Raw genomic sequence first — 17,404 nt, forward strand, 5'->3', positions numbered from 1 at the left:
GATAATTCTAACTTAAATTTGAATTTCCCTAGTTATCTAGGACAGCCCCTAAATTATAGCATGTTAGCTAAGATTTTCTTAAACTCTGCTCCTAATTGAGTATGTTTTAGACCATATGCTACAGTAGCTTCTAAATAGCCTAATTTATTGCCACAGTCATAACGCTTTCCGGTGAAATGATGAGCAAATAATTTTTCTTGTTTCATCAACATAGCAATGGCATCAGTCAGCTGTATTTCTCCACCCGATCCGCGTTGTGTTTTGCGTAGCATATCGAAAATAGCGGGGGTCAATACATATCTGCCAACAACTGCCATATTGGATGGAGCATTAGCCGGTTTGGGCTTTTCTATAATATTACTTATCCTGTTTAATCCATTTTCAAGGAAGGTTTCTACGATGCCATAAGATTCCGTTTCTGCTAAAGGGATTTCTTCTATTGCAACAATGCTCGTTTGTGTTTGATTATACAAATCAATTAATTGGGCTGTTGCCCCTTTAGGTGCATCAATCAAATCATCAGCCAGAATGACCACAAAAGGCTCGTCTCCTACAACTGATTGCGCACATAAAACAGCATGACCTAATCCTAGTGCTTCCGGCTGTCGGATATAAATGCAATTGACGTCATCAGGTAGAATATTGCGTACATGCTCTAATAAATCATGCTTTTTCTTGTAAGATAACTCGGTTTCAAGTTCGTAAGCCTTATCAAAGTGATCTTCAATACTTCGTTTGTTTCTGCCCGTAACAAAAATCAGTTCCGTACAGCCGGCAGAAATAGCTTCCTCTACTGCATATTGGATCAGAGGTTTATCTACAATCGGTAGCATTTCTTTTGGGTTAGCTTTCGTTGCAGGTAAAAAACGTGTTCCCATTCCAGCAACAGGAAAGACGGCTTTTTGTATTTTTTTCATAAGTTTTCCCTTTCAGAGTTTGGATATTCAAAGGTAGGTAATATGTTCTGGTCGCGGCGCGTTATGGAAAGCCGTATCATAACTATTATTTAAATGCCCTATATCCAATGCCCGATAACCTTTGTTATAAAGACGGCTGGCAACAGCAGTTCCCGTAGGGCCTAAAGCGATTAGAAATAGATCTACATTACTTTGCTTTAGACTCTTGTGAATAATATTGTCGATGTCTTCATAGGCATTTTTTGTTTTGGAGTAAATGTAGGATGAATTTTTAATATTATCAAATATAAAATGATTTCCATCCATTCGTGAGCCTTCTCCGGTTATAAAGCATACATGCTTGTTTTCCCAGATTTCTTTCCACATATCTGCAATTATATGCCCGTAAAGATAAAAGGCTTGAGGGCGTGTGACAAAGGAATCACCTAAAACTTCACGTTGTAAATAGAATTTGCACTGCGCCCAATGTTTTGCCCAAAAATCTAACCAGAAACCATTTTCTACCATTAAGCTTGGATAGCAGACTAGTAAACCATTTTGAGTCATATTCATATCTCTAAGCTCCTGCATAAGTTTCCAGTTATGGGTTTGGAAGCTACATCCCGTTTCGGTAATCATGCAATTGATTTCACCATCTCCAAATCGTGCGATACTTAACTCTTCATTTTTAATTCGATGCATTGTTTCCAGTATAGATAAAAGCCTATTTTGCATATGATTAGTCATATCTAGCAAAACATCGTTGCGTAGTTGCAATGCATTTATTTCATTTGATTTTTTCAAATTTAAATTTGAGGTTTTTAACCATAAAAAAGGCTCTTTCTCTACTTTCAAGCATTTGTTCAGAATTCGCTTAGCTCTTTCCAGAAATAAATGCATATCGTTAGGCATAAGAATTGTATCTGTGTGAAATAAATTATTGACGCAGATATTACCTAAGTAAATCGGAGTTCCCTTAGTAAACGGATAGTCAAAGAAAATAGAAAAATGCTGTGTCGTGATATCATTTCTAAAAACTATTTCACAACTCCCATCATGTTTAAATTCTAATGCGAAAGCTAGCAACTCTGTTTTGATTTCTAAAAAAACAACATCTTTGTAAATATCAATTTTTTTGATAAATGAAAAATTACCAAAATACATTTTGAAGCTAGCAAGTATAGTTTGAGTATCTAAATTTTGGTTAGACATGCATTAATAAGCCTTTTAAAGTTAGGATTCTTTATAGAATCTGGGAGCTCAAATATTATTTGATGTACATATATTCCTTCATTAACGATCAAATGTATCTGCTAACTCTCTTAGAGATTTAGAATATTTCAATAGTAATGTTTGAGATAGAATACTGTAATTTTCTTTAACACCTTGGGCAAGTTCGGAAACAACGCGAGGATGGTTATTTTGCGCAAATGCCATATTAGCGGCAGCCAAGAAATAAGCACAATCATGTTTACTATGTTTGTAGTAACGTGAAATATAGTGATTGGCTCTTTCAAAATTCTTTTGTTTCACAAAAATATATGAGGCAAAAAGTTCTAACTTATAGGATTCTTTTTGCTCTAACGTGCAAGTATGCAAAAATTCTTCCAAGTATAGATGAAAACCTTTCCAATTCTTTAATATTACAAATTCGCTTAATTTTAGGAAAACCTGTGCCAGGATAGTTTTGCTGTTAGTGGTAATAATTTTGCGTATTTCTTGATAAAAAGTAATATCTTGATTATATGCGGAATAAATAAGGCATAGTAATTTATCATCTAATTCTTTTGGTGGGTTTCGTTTAAAATATTCCAGAGAGTTTGTTTCGTCATTGAGATGAAATCCCATTTTTGCATGCCAATATGCGATATTTGCCTTACTAGCTTGTAGGCATTTATATAAATAAACAAACTTATTTTGTTTAAATAGAGATAGTAAATAATAATGCTCGTATTTTTCTTCTGCCTGAATTTTTTGCAGTTGGTAACTTCTTTCTTCTAAAAGGTGCCATGCGGATTGTTGAAGTGCATTTTCTGCAAAGGTTTTTAATAGATTAATATCTAGACTGTTGTCAAGCTTATCCATGTTTTGAATAGCTAGATAAGTCCTTTCGCAATTCTTCCTGTCCCTATAAGGGAAGGTAGCTTTAATTCTGCTTAGATAGGGCTCACAAGGATGGCCGTCATTTTGTAATACTTGACCCAAGCTATCTATAAGATCATTTTCATTTTCAACAACAGGGCCAAATCCATGGTTCTCATACGAGAAATACCCTTTTTGTGTTATATGTCCACCCGAGAATACTTCGTCTTTATCAAATTGATAATAAATAACGGATTTTTCTAAAAAGCCCATTTCGAATGCAACAGATGAATAATCAGTAATCATAACTTGCGCAGTTTGGAAAAGCTGTTGAATACTCATTTTAGAGTTTTCTGCTTCCCAGGTTTGTATATATTGTGGGATTTCGAAAAGAGGCAGGTAAGGTTCAATATTGGCATGTGGCGCAAAAATAATCTTATACCCATATTGTTCTGCCAATATTTTAAGCTGAGCGCTTTTTACGAGCATGGACCAATGTCTGGCATACTCTGTTTGCATGAAATTTTTATTGTACTCTCTAAAATTGCCCGTCTTAGAGGCTTTGCCGATAATGCTGGAGCGCCATGTTGGCATGATTAAAATGATTTTGCTATCTTTCTTATTATTCTTTAATAAAGCATCATGACGAGCCAAACCACAAAGAAAAACTTCTTTTTTTCCTACGTGATAATTGTTATGGTCAAGGGCGATAGAATTGTACTCTTCGGGAGTGGTTGTGATAATCCCTAGCATATTTCTTTTATAATTTAACCATCTAGATAAATTATTCTGAATTACGCCATGTTGTAAAAAAACATATTTCTTGCTGTATTCATATTCATCGCCAAAATAATTAGTAATATAACCATCAAAATGGCTGCTGATGATTTTAGAGGCTTTCCGTAAATGGTTCTCAAACTGTTTACTTCCAAAGTCTAATAACAGAAATCCTTCTTTTTGAAGGCGTACCCAATCATGTGAATTTTTATTTAATGCAAAATAGCAGGTCTGTTCGGGATGGTTTTCCTTCATGTAACGGTAAAAATGCTCTCCATTATCATCAGCTTGAGTATCCCTATCCATAATAATCCAAGAACCATCGGTTCTGTATTTTTCTGAAGGGGAAAAGGCGTCAGCAATCTCCTGTATTTTCCAATTATTTTTTTGTTTGCCAAATAACGATAAGCGGGCATGTTTCCCATCTAGCATGATACCTAATTGTTCATTTAATGATTGATAGGGAATCCATGCTCTGAATTCCTGTACAAAAATTTGGTTGGCAAAAGTATAATCCACTACTTTTTGGAATTTAGGGATAATATCTTTATTATCGATTCGATAAGAAACACTTATATCATAATATGTAGGGTAAACAACTAAAATTTGCTGTTTGTTTTTATCAATATTTTCTATATAGGCTATATTAAAAGCAGGCTTTTTCCTCTTCAAGCCCATCATGCCGATTTTATAAAAAAACCAAATACCGATTAGATCAAAATCTAAAATCTGATTGTCATCTATATAAGAAAAAACTTCTAAAGCTAATTGGTAATAAGTTTCTTGCTCTGCACTTGATAGGAAATCAATTTTATAATCTTGGTTTAATAAGGTTTTGATATGCCATGATAATTCATAAAGTACAGTCCATTGAATGTTTTTAGGGATGGTGCCGTATTTCTCTTTATATGCTTTAAGCATTGGCAGGTAGCCAAATGCTAGAATATTGTAGTACTTTTCTTTTTTCTGCCATGAATTGTCAATTGTTGAGCTGCCATCTCCGCGTTTTCTATAGAAAAAGATTGCTTTTTGTAGATAAGCGACACTACCGGTTTCGGTATGTAAAAAGTAATCTGCTAGAAATTTACCATCTTCAAAGTTAGGCTTGATGTTTTCATCAAATTTGATATTGTTTTTTCTTAGGATGCTAGTTTCAAAGAAAGAAACTGTGACGAAGAGATTAATGTTTTTATTCAAATCCTTAATGGGTACGATATTAACTTCTTTATTGAAGCGATAGCGTAAAGAATGAGTATCCTGTACTAACTTATTTTCATCAAAATAAAATTTTAAATTACCTACTGCCAACTTGATAGACTCATCCTTTGATATAGTATCATCAACAATTTTAAAATAGTCAGGATGTATGAAATCATCAGAGTCGATAAAAGTTACCCATTTTGTTTTGACATGAGTTAAGCCTAAATTGCGCGCTGAAGAGATGCCACCATTTGTTTTATGGATGTACTGAATGTTGTTTGGATATTTTTTTTGCCATTTTTTGATAATTTGAGCTGAAGAATCAGTTGATCCATCATCGACCAGAATTAAATAAATATGGTTTTTAAAGTTAAGCGTTTGGGAAACTAAGCTAGAGAAATAATCATCAAGATATTTTTCTACATTATAAACAGCTGATACAACGGTGTATTGATTGTGCCCATCATGTTTGATAGGTAAGCTTCTTTTTAATTGAGCTTCTTTTTTAAGATACATATCTTTAAAAAATAGTTTTGGATCTCGAAGAAGTTTTTTTAATTTTCTGTTCATTGGATTTTATTCCTAAATACTTAGCTTTAATCTCGATAATATTTTTCTAATAAATTAATCAAATTTTGTTGATATTGTTTGGTACTTTTTTCACTATTGAAGTCATTGGCACAGAATGAATGGGGAGATGCTCCAGATTTTTGATTTTTAATAAGATTATTGTATTGTGTCAACGCGTGAGGAGAACGAATATTGAAGTAGTAGCATATTTCACGTTCAAAAACAGACTGGCCGTCTAAATACATCAGCCAAGGTACTAAAAATGTTGCTAAATTCAGATCGCTATTAGTTCTGAATTTGTTAGGTAGAAATGCTTGGATTTCTGAATGGAAGAGATTCCAGGCTTTTGAGTAAGCGCTTTTTTTTAAAGGCACGTATGTGTGTACTAAAGGCGCATCAATGTTTGCAGAAAAATATTTTTTTAGTAATGCTGCACCGTTTTGAGATGCAGCTAGAGTTGGTGTCATTTTTCCTTTCTGCTGCATATTTTTTAAGCTTTTTGTTGCAATGAATAAGGAAGCAATTCCATTGCTACGAAAAAAATGTTGCGGCAAAAGTTTTCTGGCCACAAACACATCATCATTGAAATAAATAAAATTTTCGCTTAATCCTTCAATTTTGTGGAGATGGGCTTCAATAATATGTGAGTTGAAAGTGGGTAAAAATTCCTCTTTGATGATTTCTTTATGGTCGATAACTTTTATTTTTCTATTATTTTTATCCAGCCAATCAGGTTCTTGATCGTCTGTGACGATGTAAATCTGGCGAACCCATGGCATAAATTTTTCTATACTTTGGACTGAATAAAATAATTCGTTATGATTGCTAAATCGAGCTTGATCATTAGCATACAGTCCTATGGTATCTAGGGAATATTTTTCAGTGTGTGTTTTGTATTTTTTCAACCATTTATCGTCATTGTTATTTACCCAAGTAAATACTACGTCAATTATCGGATTGTTTGAGTAAATTGTCGTATCTTGTACTGATAGATTTATATCGTTTTTGATTAAAATAGCCTCTTCAGGCTCGGTAATCTGTTGTTCGTTATTGATGATAGGATATCGTTTATTTAAATAATCTCTGAAAAAAATTTCAGGGTTCCGTACTAATTTTTTAATTTTTTTCATGAATCAAATAAAATCAATTGGGTTTGAATAGAAGCTGGAAATATTTTTCTAGTAGTAGTATTGTAAGGATAATATCTTGCTTGATGCAAGCTGAATTTATTATTGCGGATGGTTTTGTTGAGAAGAAAGGGCATGTAAAATAAACGAACCATTGTTTAAGTTTGATTCATAGTTGGTTGTAGGGTTTATGATAAAATTCAAGTGTTCCATTTTGTTATCTGTTTGTTTTGTTGGATCTATTACATTGTCTTCATGTAGCAGCTTGCCTACATCTGGCCCTAGTTCCAGAAAAATATTAGCTTTGGATAAGCAGCAAAGTTCTGCCAATATCCCTCCTGTAAGCATTGTCGATGTAAATGAGCCGGTAGTGTCTCAACTCTATCAAGAGCGAATATCCCAATCGTTTTCAGAGTTAAATGGAAATGAAGGGCATAATGGCCGTGTAGGTAGGGGAGATGTCTTGGACATTTCAATATGGGAAGCTCCTCCGGCACTACTATTCGGAGGGGTATTGTCTACTTCCGGAGCAGGTAGTGCGCAAGCTACCAAGTTGCCAGATCAGATGGTTAATTCGAAAGGATTAATTTCAGTTCCGTTTATTGGGAATGTGGTCGTGGTTGGTAAAACGCCGGAACAAATTCAAGAATTAATTAGAACGAAGCTGAAACGAATGGCCAATCAGCCTCAAGTGGTGGTTCGCTTGGTGCAAAATAATTCAGCACATGTGTCAGTGGTACGTGCTGGTAATAGTGTACGTATGCCTCTGACTTCGAGTAGTGAGCGTGTGTTGGATGCAGTTGCGGCTGTTGGCGGGGTAATCGGTGCTGTGCAGGATATTTCGGTGCAGTTGACCCGTAATAATGAAGTAAAGACAGTAGCCTTTGAAAAATTAGTATCTGATCCTCGGCAAAACATTGTGTTGAAGCCAGGTGATGTGTTGACTTTGTTAAATAACCCTTTAAGTTTTACTGCTTTGGGAGCGGTAGGCCGTAGCCAGCAATTTGATTTTTCAGCGAAAGGTCTAACTTTAGCGGAGGCAATAGGCCGCATGGGCGGTTTGCAAGACAGGCGTTCTAATGCGCGTGGTGTGTTTGTGTTTCGTTATAAGACATTGGTTGATTTGCCTGAAAGAGAACGGGAGAATTGGAGGGCCAAGGGATATGCGGATGATGCAGAGATTCCAGTGGTGTACCGTTTAGATCTGACAGATGCAAATTCTTTATTCTGGATGCAACGTTTCCCTATGCAGAACAAAGACGTAGTGTATGTGGCGAATTCTCCTTTGTCTGAAGTACAGAAGTTTTTACAATTTGTGTTCTCTCCCGTAGTTAATGGGGTGAATAGTATTGATAATATTGGAAATTAATTGATATGCAGGAACAGAAACCAGAAGCGCAGGTGGAAGAGCCTGTTACAAAAGTAGATAAAATAAACCGTAAAACAAACTTAGTAAAAAAACTTAGCCCATTATTGTGGGTGACCGTGATTATTCCAACTGTTTTATCAACGGTTTATTTTGGTTTGGTGGCGTCTGACCAATATACCTCTGAATCTACTTTTGTGGTGCGTTCGTCAAAAAATCAGACTTCTTTTAGTGGCTTAGGTGCGTTATTACAAAATGCAGGATTTTCAAGGTCTCAAGATGATACTTATACTGTACGAGATTATATGTATTCGCGCACGGCATTAGATGAGCTGAGCAAGAAAATACCTATTCGTACTTTTTATGAAGAAAAGGGAGATATTTTTAGTCGTTTTAATGTATTCGGCATGTTTGATTCAAAAGAAGCGTTTTACTACTATTATAAGAATAAAATTAACATTAATTTTGACTCAGTTTCCGGTATTTCCACTCTGGACGTAACTTCTTTTGATGCGAAGGAATCTAAACAAATTAATGCCGCTTTGCTCAAACAAGGCGAGCAATTGATTAATAAGCTGAATGAACGAGCGCGTAAAGATACTATTCGTTATGCCGAAGATGCCCTAGCAAGTGCAGAGAAAAGGGTTAAAGAAACTTCTGCTAACATGACAAATTACCGAACCCATAATAGTGTATTCGACTTGAAAGCCCAATCAGAAGTACAAATGGGGCTGGTATCCAAATTACAGGATGAGCTGATTGTCATTCAAACTCAACTGGATCAAGTAAAAGCATTGACCCCGGATAATCCGCAGATTCAAGGTCTGAAAGCTCGCGAGCAAAGCCTTCGCAAAGAAATTGCCCAACAGATGAAAATGATTTCCGGTAGCAGCTCAAAATCTCTGACAAATCAAGCTGAAGAATATCAATTGTTATACCTTGAAAATGAGTTAGCAACTAAGCAATTGGCTGCTGCCATTACTTCTCTAGAAACTGCAAAAGCGGAAGCGAGTCGACAGCAGCTTTATTTGGAAGTGGTTGCACAGCCAAGTGAACCTGATTTAGCTATGAAGCCGAGTCGCCTTTATAACATTATGGCTACATTAATTATTGGTTTGATGCTGTATGGTATCTTAAATCTGTTAATTGCTAATGTACGTGAGCATAAAAACTGATGAAAGAATTGCATAAGACATCGTTTTGGGAATCGTTGATGATTCAAAAACGGGTTATCAACGCGCTTCTGTTACGTGAAATTATTACTCGTTATGGGAGAAACGATATTGGTTTTCTATGGCTTTTCATGGAACCTTTATTGATGACGCTAACGGTTGTTTTGATGTGGCAGTTTATTAGGGCTGATAGATATTCAACTTTAAATATCTCTGCTTTTATTCTGACGGGCTATCCGATGGCTATGATGTGGCGTAATGCCTCCAATAGAGCTATCGGTGCAATCTCTGCTAATGCAAGCTTGCTTTATCACCGGAATGTGCGTGTGTTGGATACGATATTGGCACGTATGTTGTTGGAAATCGCGGGCGCAACAATTGCGCAGATTGCGATTATGGGCGTATTTGTTTTGCTTGGATGGATGGATGCTCCTGTAGATATTTTTTATATGCTGATAGCTTGGTTTTTGATGGCGGTTTTTGCTATTGGGTTAGGATTGCTAATTTGTTCGATTGCATTTAATTTTGATATTTTTGGGAAGCTTTGGGGTACGTTTAGCTTTATTTTGTTACCGTTGTCAGGCGTGTTTTTCTTTGTTTACACTTTGCCGCAACAGGCGAGGGAATATGCTTTATTGATTCCAATGGTAAATTGCACAGAGATGTTCCGTCATGGTTATTTTGGTAATTCGATCGTAACTTATGAAAATGTCTGGTTTATTGTTATTTGTGATTTGATTTTACTGTTTTTGGGTTTGGCAATGGTCAATAATTTCAGTAAAGGTGTTGAGCCACAATGATTTCTGTAGAGAACGTATCGAAACAGTACCGAACACGCAGTGGTTGGCGCATGGTTTTGCATGATATTAATTTTCGACTGGAAAAAGGTGAAAAAATCGGCATTTTGGGGCGGAATGGCGCGGGAAAGTCTACCTTAATCCGTTTGATTAGTGGGGTGGAACCACCTACTTCCGGTGAAATTAAACGTACGATGAGTATCTCTTGGCCGTTGGCATTTAGCGGTGCGTTTCAGGGTAGCTTGACGGGTATGGATAATCTTCGTTTCATATGCCGAATTTATAATGTTGATATCGACTATGTAAAAGATTTTACTGAAGAGTTCTCCGAACTGGGTCAGTATCTTTATGAGCCTGTAAAGCGTTATTCGTCGGGTATGAAAGCGCGATTGGCATTTGCGCTGTCTTTGGCTGTGGAATTTGACTGCTATTTAATTGATGAAGTGATTGCGGTGGGAGACTCGCGTTTTTCTGAAAAATGTAAATATGAGCTGTTTGACCGTCGTAAAGATCGTTCGATTATTTTGGTTTCGCATAGCCATAGCGCAATGAAGCAGTATTGCGATAATGCGATGGTACTGGAGGCGGGTCATTTGCATAGGTTTGAAACGATGGATAAGGCTTATGAATACTATAACGCGCATCTGTAGCAATAAATGAACGTGTTCTTTGCATCTTCAGGTTGTTTATAATTAACTAGACTTCATGGATTAATACACGAAATTATCTCAAAGGAATGTTATGCGGATTCTTCTTCTGGATGGTGGTGCAGCTTTTGGCCCTTCTCAAGGGCGGTTGAATCATACTTTGCAGGCTTGTGCTCGGGATACGCTTGTTGGGCTTGGTCATGAGGTTTGTGAAACTGTTCTTGCCGATGAATATGATCCGCAGGAAGAGGTAGGTAAATTTCTGTGGATGGATGCAGTAATTTGGCAGATGCCGGCTTGGTGGATGGGTGAACCGTGGTTTATCAAGGCTTACATTGACAAGGTTTTTTCTGCGGGGCTCGGCAAACTCTGGCAAAGTGATGGTCGGCATAGTGCAACGCCAACGGAGGGTTATGGTACGGGCGGTTTGCTGCAGGGTAAAAAGCATATGCTTTCGCTAACTTGGAATGCGCCGATGGAAGCGTTTACCCGACCGGGGGATTTTTTCGAGGGCGTTGGTGTGGATGCTGTGTATTTGCATTTTCATAAAGCAAATGAGTTTTTGGGTTTGCAGGCATTGCCGACGTTTATCTGTAGCGATGTTGTTAAGAACCCGCAGGTGGAGCGTTATCTCAAAGATTATCGTGCACATTTGCAAGAAATTTTTGCCGCATAATCCAGACTGTTTTATCAATTATAGATTGCTGTTTGATTATGAAAAGCTTGCTTTGTGGGCTTTTGTTTTGAGCCGTTAAAGCAACGTGATTTATCGTTGATCTGTATGATGGTTTGTGATTGTGGCAAGAGTTTCATATTGCCAAAGATGAATTGGCTAGATTATTAAATGCCTGTCTGAAAAATATTTTCAGACAGGCATTTTTGATTGGAATATTGGGTTGTCTATCGGCTGGTATGACTGGTTTCTACGCCGCCTTTTATTTCGCCGTAGGCTTGCGTAGTGCTGTTTGAGCTGTTGGAGGTGCAGGCAGCCAGGCATAAGCCGAGCAGGGCGGTGAGGCATAGTTTTTTCATTTTTTCTCCTTGTTTATATTGAGGAAATGAGGTTTGATTTTATCACTTGCCGATACAGAAGCGGGAAAAAATAACGCCGAGCAGGTCGTCGGAGGTAAATTCGCCGGTGATTTCATTGCATGCGTGTTGGGCTAAACGGAGGTGCTCGGCCAAAAGTTCGAGTTGCTGGTTGTTGCACAATGCGGCGTTTTGCAGCTCGTTTTGGGCGTTATGCAAGGCGGTGAGGTGACGGCTGCGGGCGAGAAATAGCCCTTCGCTTTCCCCTTGCCAGCCGATTTCTTGCAGCAATGCTTGTTTGAGCAAATCCAAACCTGAACCGGTTTTGGCGGAGAGCTTGATGAGTGTGTCGGTGCCGCTCAGGCTTAGATGCCTGTCTGAAAAAAGGCCGGTTGGTTCGCCGGTTAAATCGGTTTTGTTATGTATTTCAATTTTTTTTAGATGCTCGGGTAAACCGCAGAGAACCGCTTGGGTTTTGGCATTGATGCCTTCGCGAGGGTCGACGAGAATCAGGGCAACGTCTGCATTTTGTACGGCTTTGCGGCTGCGCTCAATGCCGATTTGTTCTACTTTATCTTCGGTTTCGCGTAGACCTGCGGTATCGATGATGTGCACGGGAACGCCGTCGAGAGTGATTTGTTCGCGTACGGTGTCGCGGGTGGTGCCGGCAATCTCGGTAACAATGGCGATGTCGTCTCCTGCCAAGGCATTGAGCAAGCTGGATTTTCCGACGTTTGGTGCGCCGATGAGCACCACGCTCATGCCGTCGCGCAGGATGGCGCCTTGCTCGGCGCTTTGTAATACGGTTTGCAAGCGGTTTTGCAGCATGGACAGTTTGCCGCTGGCGTCGGCAGCCTCGAGAAAATCAATGTCTTCTTCTGGGAAGTCCAACGTGGCTTCGACTAGCATGCGCAGCGTGATTAAATCATCCACCAGTGTGTGGATATGCTGAGAGAATGCGCCTTTGAGCGAGCGCACGGCCATTCGGGCGGCTGATTGGCTGGCGGCATCAATCAGGTCGGCTACGCTCTCGGCTTGAGCCAGGTCGATTTTATTGTTGAGAAAGGCGCGTTTGGTAAACTCGCCCGGCTCGGCCAGTTTAGCGCCGAGCTCCAAACAGCGTGCCAGCAGCATTTGCATGACTACCGGCCCGCCGTGCCCTTGCAGCTCAATCACATCTTCGCCGGTAAAACTGGAGGGGGCGGGGAAGTGGAGTAGCAGGCCGTTGTCGATGGCTTGGCCGTCTGCATTGAGAAAGTCGGTATAGAGGGCGGTGCGCGGCGCAGGTGTTTTCCCGCCGCTGATTTGTTTGGCCAACGGCAGCAGGTTTTTGCCGGAAAGCCGGATAACGCCGACGCCGCCTCGCCCGGGGGCAGTGGCAATGGCGGCGATGGTGGGGTTGGTTGGTGGCATGAGTATGAGCTCTTAAAAGACTGGCTCGAATTATAGCAAGCATCTCGATGCCTGTCTGAAAACGCTATGGCTTGGTTTGAGAGCAGGATGGTGCGATTTGCATTCTATTCGCATGGGTTTTGATATTGAAATGTTTGTCTGAAAGCTTGAATGTGATGCGATGATTTGTGATAAATCAAAAGGCTTGTATGCTTTTGTGTTTTTTCTTGTTTTGATTCATGACTTGTAATACAATTTTGCCCCAATGACACCGATGTCATTTAAATTGCGTAAATAACTTTCAAACACAGCTGGATGGCTTATGGCGACGATTTATGACGTGGCGCGTTTGGCGGGCGTTTCTCCGAAAACGGTCAGCCGCGTGTTGAATAATGACGCTCCCGTCAAAGAAGTTACCCGACGTGAAGTAGAAAAAGCGATTGCTCAATTGGGTTATGTGCCGTCTTCTGCGGCACGTACCATGCGTTCGCATCGTTCCGGTTTGATTGGCGTGATTACCGGCGCAGTGTCGCACGTGTCGGAGGAGGCGGAAGAGCGGGGCTTGCCCGATATGTTTTTGGTGCAGGGCGCGCAGCAGGTGGTGGCCGAAACCGGTAAAACGTTGATTATTGCCGATACCGGCGATAAGGCGGATCGGGTGTCGGATCTTATTCGTACGTTTATGCAATATCGGGTGGAAGGCGTTTTGTATGTGGCGGAGCACCATCAGCGCGTGGATTTGACCGGTTTACATGCCGATTTCCCTTTGGTTTTGCTCAATTGTTTTGATGATGAAGGCACGCCTGCGGTGGTGCCCGACGATGAAGCCGGGCAATACGAATTAACAAAAAAAATCATTGCCAGCGGTCATCGTCGGATTGGTTATCTGACTTTGCCGGAAAATATCGTAGCGACGCGTTTGCGTTTGAACGGATATAAAGCGGCTTTGGCGGAAGCGGGTATTGCGTATGACGAAAGACTGGTGGTAACCGGATACACTGATCGCAGCAACCGGAGCTCGGATTTGCTGTGTGCGATTAATAAAATATTGAATCAAACGCAGCAGCCTACGGTTTTGTGCTGCGGCAACGATGAAATGGCTTTGCGTGTTTACGGCATGCTGCGTACGCGCGGGATTAAGGTGCCGGAAGATATTTCGGTGGCCGGTTACGACAACTACCGTTTGGTTACGGAAACCTTATTTCCGCCTTTGAGCAGCGCTGAATTGCCTTATACGCAAATGGGAAGGCAGGCGGCGCAGATGTTGTTGCAGATGATTGAAGGTAAAGAATTGCCGCCGGTTAATCCGGTTAGGGTTTCCGGAGCGGTATTCTGGCGCGATTCGGTGCTGGGGCATTAAATGAATAATGGCGGATGTTTGTTTTTCAGACAGGCATTTGCGAAAAATAAAGCCGGTGGCTCAACGACCGGCAACAGAAGTGATGCATACGGGTAATACGCTGCGAGCGCTAAGTTTCGCACAAATATTTTTCCAATAGATATCATGGAGCATCCTGATGACAATGAACCAAAAAGTTGCCATGGCTTTCAGGCAGATTGTATTGATGAATTTCGGTTTTTTCGGAATTCAATATAGCTTTGGCCTTCAGCAAACCGCAGTTAACCCTTTGTATAGCTTTTTGAATGCGAATCCTGATTCTTTGCCTGTTTTGAATATGGCAGGCCCGATTACCGGTTTGCTGGTGCAGCCGCTGATCGGCGCTTTGAGCGATCGAACGTGGATTAACGGTTTGGGGCGGCGTCGGCCTTATTTCTTAATCGGCGCTGTGGGATGCAGCATTTGTTTGTTTCTGTTCCCGCACGTTACTGCTTTGTGGATGGCTGTTTTGATGCTGTGGATGCTCGACATCAGTAACAACACCGCGATGGAACCTTACCGGGCCTTTATCGCCGATAAATTGCCAGAGGCGCAGCAGCCGACCGGTTTCTTAATGCAGTCTGTGTTTACCGGCTTGGGCATTACTTTGGCCAACGTATCGCTTTATTTCTTTAAACAGTGGATTGAAGGGACTTCCGAAGCGGGTATTCCTTACTGGGTTTACGGTTCTTTCTATATCGGGGCCGTTTGTTCCATCGGCTCGGTTTTGATTTCTGTGTTTTCTACACCGGAAGACCGTCCTTCTGACGAAGCATTAGCCGCTATGCGAGCCAAACCGCGCGGCTTGGGGCCGGCACTGGTTGAAATTTTCGAAGCCATCAAAGATATGCCGCGTGCTTTGTGGCAGCTGGCTCTGGTTTATTTGTTTCAATGGTATGCCATGTTTGTTTACTGGCAATATGTAACGCACAGTATCGCCCAATCGGTGTGGGGCGCGGCGGCCGACAATAAAGAATTGTATGGCGAGGCGGTGGCTTGGACCGGCTTGGTCAACGGTTTTTATAATGTGGTTACTTTTATTTCAGCCTTCGGTTTGATGGTGTTGGCGAAAAAATATTCAGCAAAAGCCGTACACGCGTTTGCCGTATCTTTGGCGGCACTGGCTTTGTTCATTTTTCCGCATATCAGTAATAAATGGTTGTTATTCGTGCCGATGATTGGTTTCGGTATTTCTTGGGCGAGCATTATGGGCGTGCCGTTTTTGATTGCGGTGGCTGAAGTGCCTAAAGAGCGTTATGGTGTATATATGGGGATTATCAATATGATGATTGTGATTCCGATGTTGATTGAAACCGTAACTTTCGGTTGGATATACCGCGTGTTCTTGGGTACCAATCCGGCTTATGCAATGATGTTCTCCGGTGCGTTGCTGGGCTTGGCTGCATTGTGTACATTGATGATTAAAACCAGCCAAAAACCGGAGTTGAGCGCTTAACCCGCATGGGTTCGGTTGGTTAAAAATGCCTGTCTGACAAAATTCAGACAGGCATTTTGTTTGGCGTTCGGAATAAAAAGCCGGCGGCTTACCTCATGCCTAAAACACTTAAAATTAGGCCGACGATGGCATGGTAGAAAGGCGCCATGATGATTCCCAACAGGCCGGTGGCCAATAGGATAAGCAGTATCCATGTGCCGTAAGGTTCGATTTTATGAAACTTGATGGATGCGCGTGTGGGGAGAAAGCTGTCGATAATGCGGCCGCCGTCCAACGGCAGAATGGGTAGCATGTTGAGCACGAATAAGCTGACGTTGATGCTGACGCCATAAATAGCCATGCCGCTCATGGCTTCTTGAAAATTATCCGGCACCCATGCCGCTGCTGCCAGCGCGATACCCCAGCCGAAAGCCATAATCAAGTTGGATAAAGGGCCGGCGAATGCGACGATGCGCAGGCCCATGCGTATATTGCGGAAATTGCGGGGGATAATCGGTACCGGCTTGGCCCAACCGAATAGGAAGGGCGTAACCGTAAACATAATCAAGGGTACGATGATGGTGCCGACCAAATCGATGTGGGCCAGCGGATTTAGTGTCAAACGCCCAAGCTGTTCGGCCGTGCGGTCGCCCCAATAGCGGGCAGCATAGCCGTGCGCCGCTTCGTGTACGGTAATCGCCAATAAGATGGGTAGAACGGCGAGGAGGAACTCGGCAAGATGGAATTGTTGGAACATGCTTTACCTTGTTGTAATGGTTTTCTCTTGTGTGCGCTCCGAGTGCCTAGATGAGATGCAGGGCAGGCGGAGCGCCTGCTTTTTTCAGACAGGCATTATAAACCGAACAGTGTTTTGTCGCCTTTGCCTTCGCGTATCAGTGATACGCCGTCGGTCATATCGATTACCGTCGTCGGTTCGGTGCCGCACCAGCCGCCGTCGATAATCAAATCTACGCTGTGTTCCAGCCGGTCGCGGATTTCGTACGGGTCGCTAAGGGGTTCGCCGTCTTCAGGAAGCATGAGGGTACAGCTGAGCAGCGGTTCGCCTAATTCTTGCAACAGTGCGAGTGCGATTTTATTGTCGGGTACGCGTAGGCCGATGGTTTTGCGTTTGGGATGCAGAGTGCGGTTGGGCACTTCTTTGGTGGCTTGCAAAATAAAGGTGTAGCTACCGGGCGTGGCGGCTTTGAGCTGGCGGAACTGGCTGTTGTCGACCTTGGCGTATGTGCCCAATTCGCTCAGGTCGGCACACATGAGCGTAAGGTGGTGTTTCTGGTCAATCTGGCGGATGCGCAGGATGCGCTCCATTGCGTCTTTGTCGCCCAGATGGCAGCCGAGGGCGTAGCAGGAATCGGTGGGGTAAACCACGATGCCGCCTTGTTTAATGATTTCGGCGGCCTGCTTGAGCAGGCGCTCTTGCGGGTTTTCGGGGTGGATGGCGAAAAATTGTGCCATGGGGGTTCCTTATGGTGATAATGCGTTTTTCAGACAGGCATAAATATGATTGCAGATGCTTGG

At 41.5% G+C, this 17,404-nt stretch carries 15 protein-coding genes; 7 read left to right on the plus strand and 8 right to left on the minus strand.

All coding sequences use genetic code 11. The features are described from left to right. Positions 1-53: 53 nt before the first annotated feature. From galU to Q4A84_RS01030, 4 genes are all read right to left on the minus strand, one after another. Entirely contained in the window at positions 54-917 is an 864-nt protein-coding gene (gene galU, locus Q4A84_RS01015) for a UTP--glucose-1-phosphate uridylyltransferase GalU (RefSeq protein ID WP_303087069.1), read from the minus strand. Positions 918-944: 27 nt separating this feature from the next. Then, positions 945-2,108 (minus strand): GT-D fold domain-containing glycosyltransferase, encoded by a 1,164-nt coding sequence (locus Q4A84_RS01020; RefSeq protein ID WP_303087070.1) that lies wholly within the window; start codon positions 2,106-2,108, stop codon positions 945-947. Between the two features lie 81 nt (positions 2,109-2,189). Continuing rightward, a complete protein-coding gene (locus Q4A84_RS01025; RefSeq protein WP_303087071.1) occupies positions 2,190-5,525 on the minus strand; it encodes a CDP-glycerol glycerophosphotransferase family protein in 3,336 nt (1,111 codons plus the stop codon). Positions 5,526-5,551: 26 nt separating this feature from the next. Next, positions 5,552-6,655, minus strand: coding sequence for a Stealth CR1 domain-containing protein (locus Q4A84_RS01030; protein WP_303087072.1), 1,104 nt, complete (start codon positions 6,653-6,655; stop codon positions 5,552-5,554). A 187-nt stretch (positions 6,656-6,842) separates the two neighbouring features. Between Q4A84_RS01030 and Q4A84_RS01035 the strand changes: the two genes are divergently transcribed. From Q4A84_RS01035 to Q4A84_RS01055, 5 genes are all read left to right on the plus strand, one after another. Beyond that, positions 6,843-8,021 (plus strand): polysaccharide biosynthesis/export family protein, encoded by a 1,179-nt coding sequence (locus tag Q4A84_RS01035; protein WP_303087073.1) that lies wholly within the window; start codon positions 6,843-6,845, stop codon positions 8,019-8,021. 5 nt (positions 8,022-8,026) lie between these two features. Next, on the plus strand, positions 8,027-9,193 hold the full coding sequence (locus tag Q4A84_RS01040) for a capsule biosynthesis protein (protein ID WP_303087074.1): 1,167 nt from the start codon (positions 8,027-8,029) through the stop codon (positions 9,191-9,193). Continuing rightward, positions 9,193-9,990, plus strand: coding sequence for an ABC transporter permease (locus Q4A84_RS01045; protein ID WP_303087075.1), 798 nt, complete (start codon positions 9,193-9,195; stop codon positions 9,988-9,990). Before Q4A84_RS01040 ends, Q4A84_RS01045 begins: the two co-directional genes overlap by 1 nt. Beyond that, complete coding sequence (locus Q4A84_RS01050) at positions 9,987-10,637, plus strand: ABC transporter ATP-binding protein (RefSeq protein WP_303087076.1); 651 nt, start codon at positions 9,987-9,989, stop codon at positions 10,635-10,637. The genes Q4A84_RS01045 and Q4A84_RS01050 overlap by 4 nt, the downstream gene beginning before the upstream one ends. Positions 10,638-10,728: 91 nt before the next feature. Continuing rightward, positions 10,729-11,310, plus strand: coding sequence for an NAD(P)H-dependent oxidoreductase (locus Q4A84_RS01055; RefSeq protein WP_303087077.1), 582 nt, complete (start codon positions 10,729-10,731; stop codon positions 11,308-11,310). A 224-nt stretch (positions 11,311-11,534) separates the two neighbouring features. Here Q4A84_RS01055 and Q4A84_RS01060 read toward each other — a convergent pair whose 3' ends face one another. Continuing rightward, the gene (locus tag Q4A84_RS01060; protein WP_303087078.1) at positions 11,535-11,666 is read right to left on the minus strand and encodes a hypothetical protein; all 132 of its coding nucleotides are present in this window, start codon (positions 11,664-11,666) and stop codon (positions 11,535-11,537) included. A 42-nt stretch (positions 11,667-11,708) separates the two neighbouring features. Continuing rightward, a complete protein-coding gene (gene mnmE, locus Q4A84_RS01065; RefSeq protein WP_303087079.1) occupies positions 11,709-13,076 on the minus strand; it encodes a tRNA uridine-5-carboxymethylaminomethyl(34) synthesis GTPase MnmE in 1,368 nt (455 codons plus the stop codon). Positions 13,077-13,377: 301 nt separating this feature from the next. Between mnmE and Q4A84_RS01070 the strand changes: the two genes are divergently transcribed. Next, positions 13,378-14,415 carry a LacI family DNA-binding transcriptional regulator gene (locus Q4A84_RS01070; protein ID WP_303087080.1) on the plus strand — a complete coding sequence of 346 codons (1,038 nt, stop codon included), beginning with the start codon at positions 13,378-13,380 and terminating at the stop codon, positions 14,413-14,415. Positions 14,416-14,572: 157 nt separating this feature from the next. Continuing rightward, positions 14,573-15,889: an MFS transporter gene (locus tag Q4A84_RS01075; RefSeq protein ID WP_303087081.1), complete on the plus strand. Its 1,317-nt coding sequence runs from the start codon at positions 14,573-14,575 to the stop codon at positions 15,887-15,889. Between the two features lie 88 nt (positions 15,890-15,977). Here Q4A84_RS01075 and Q4A84_RS01080 read toward each other — a convergent pair whose 3' ends face one another. Together Q4A84_RS01080 and Q4A84_RS01085 are read right to left on the minus strand one after the other, a co-directional pair. Beyond that, positions 15,978-16,625, minus strand: a complete 648-nt coding sequence (locus Q4A84_RS01080; RefSeq protein ID WP_303087082.1) for a site-2 protease family protein — start codon at positions 16,623-16,625, stop codon at positions 15,978-15,980. A 95-nt stretch (positions 16,626-16,720) separates the two neighbouring features. Then, positions 16,721-17,341: an L-threonylcarbamoyladenylate synthase gene (locus Q4A84_RS01085; protein ID WP_303087083.1), complete on the minus strand. Its 621-nt coding sequence runs from the start codon at positions 17,339-17,341 to the stop codon at positions 16,721-16,723. Positions 17,342-17,404: the final 63 nt, after the last annotated feature.

This window comes from Neisseria sp., from assembly GCF_030527965.1.
GTDB lineage: Bacteria > Pseudomonadota > Gammaproteobacteria > Burkholderiales > Neisseriaceae > Neisseria.

Excerpts from the sequence above, each read along its gene's own strand:
- galU (WP_303087069.1), bottom strand. The coding sequence starts at position 917 with ATGAAAAAAATACAAAAAGCCGTCTTTCCTGTTGCTGGAATGGGAACA.
- Q4A84_RS01020 (WP_303087070.1), bottom strand. The coding sequence starts at position 2,108 with ATGTCTAACCAAAATTTAGATACTCAAACTATACTTGCTAGCTTCAAA.
- Q4A84_RS01025 (WP_303087071.1), bottom strand. The coding sequence starts at position 5,525 with ATGAACAGAAAATTAAAAAAACTTCTTCGAGATCCAAAACTATTTTTT.
- Q4A84_RS01030 (WP_303087072.1), bottom strand. The coding sequence starts at position 6,655 with ATGAAAAAAATTAAAAAATTAGTACGGAACCCTGAAATTTTTTTCAGA.
- Q4A84_RS01035 (WP_303087073.1), top strand. The coding sequence starts at position 6,843 with ATGATAAAATTCAAGTGTTCCATTTTGTTATCTGTTTGTTTTGTTGGA.
- Q4A84_RS01040 (WP_303087074.1), top strand. The coding sequence starts at position 8,027 with ATGCAGGAACAGAAACCAGAAGCGCAGGTGGAAGAGCCTGTTACAAAA.
- Q4A84_RS01045 (WP_303087075.1), top strand. The coding sequence starts at position 9,193 with ATGAAAGAATTGCATAAGACATCGTTTTGGGAATCGTTGATGATTCAA.
- Q4A84_RS01050 (WP_303087076.1), top strand. The coding sequence starts at position 9,987 with ATGATTTCTGTAGAGAACGTATCGAAACAGTACCGAACACGCAGTGGT.
- Q4A84_RS01055 (WP_303087077.1), top strand. The coding sequence starts at position 10,729 with ATGCGGATTCTTCTTCTGGATGGTGGTGCAGCTTTTGGCCCTTCTCAA.
- Q4A84_RS01060 (WP_303087078.1), bottom strand. The coding sequence starts at position 11,666 with ATGAAAAAACTATGCCTCACCGCCCTGCTCGGCTTATGCCTGGCTGCC.
- mnmE (WP_303087079.1), bottom strand. The coding sequence starts at position 13,076 with ATGCCACCAACCAACCCCACCATCGCCGCCATTGCCACTGCCCCCGGG.
- Q4A84_RS01070 (WP_303087080.1), top strand. The coding sequence starts at position 13,378 with ATGGCGACGATTTATGACGTGGCGCGTTTGGCGGGCGTTTCTCCGAAA.
- Q4A84_RS01075 (WP_303087081.1), top strand. The coding sequence starts at position 14,573 with ATGACAATGAACCAAAAAGTTGCCATGGCTTTCAGGCAGATTGTATTG.
- Q4A84_RS01080 (WP_303087082.1), bottom strand. The coding sequence starts at position 16,625 with ATGTTCCAACAATTCCATCTTGCCGAGTTCCTCCTCGCCGTTCTACCC.
- Q4A84_RS01085 (WP_303087083.1), bottom strand. The coding sequence starts at position 17,341 with ATGGCACAATTTTTCGCCATCCACCCCGAAAACCCGCAAGAGCGCCTG.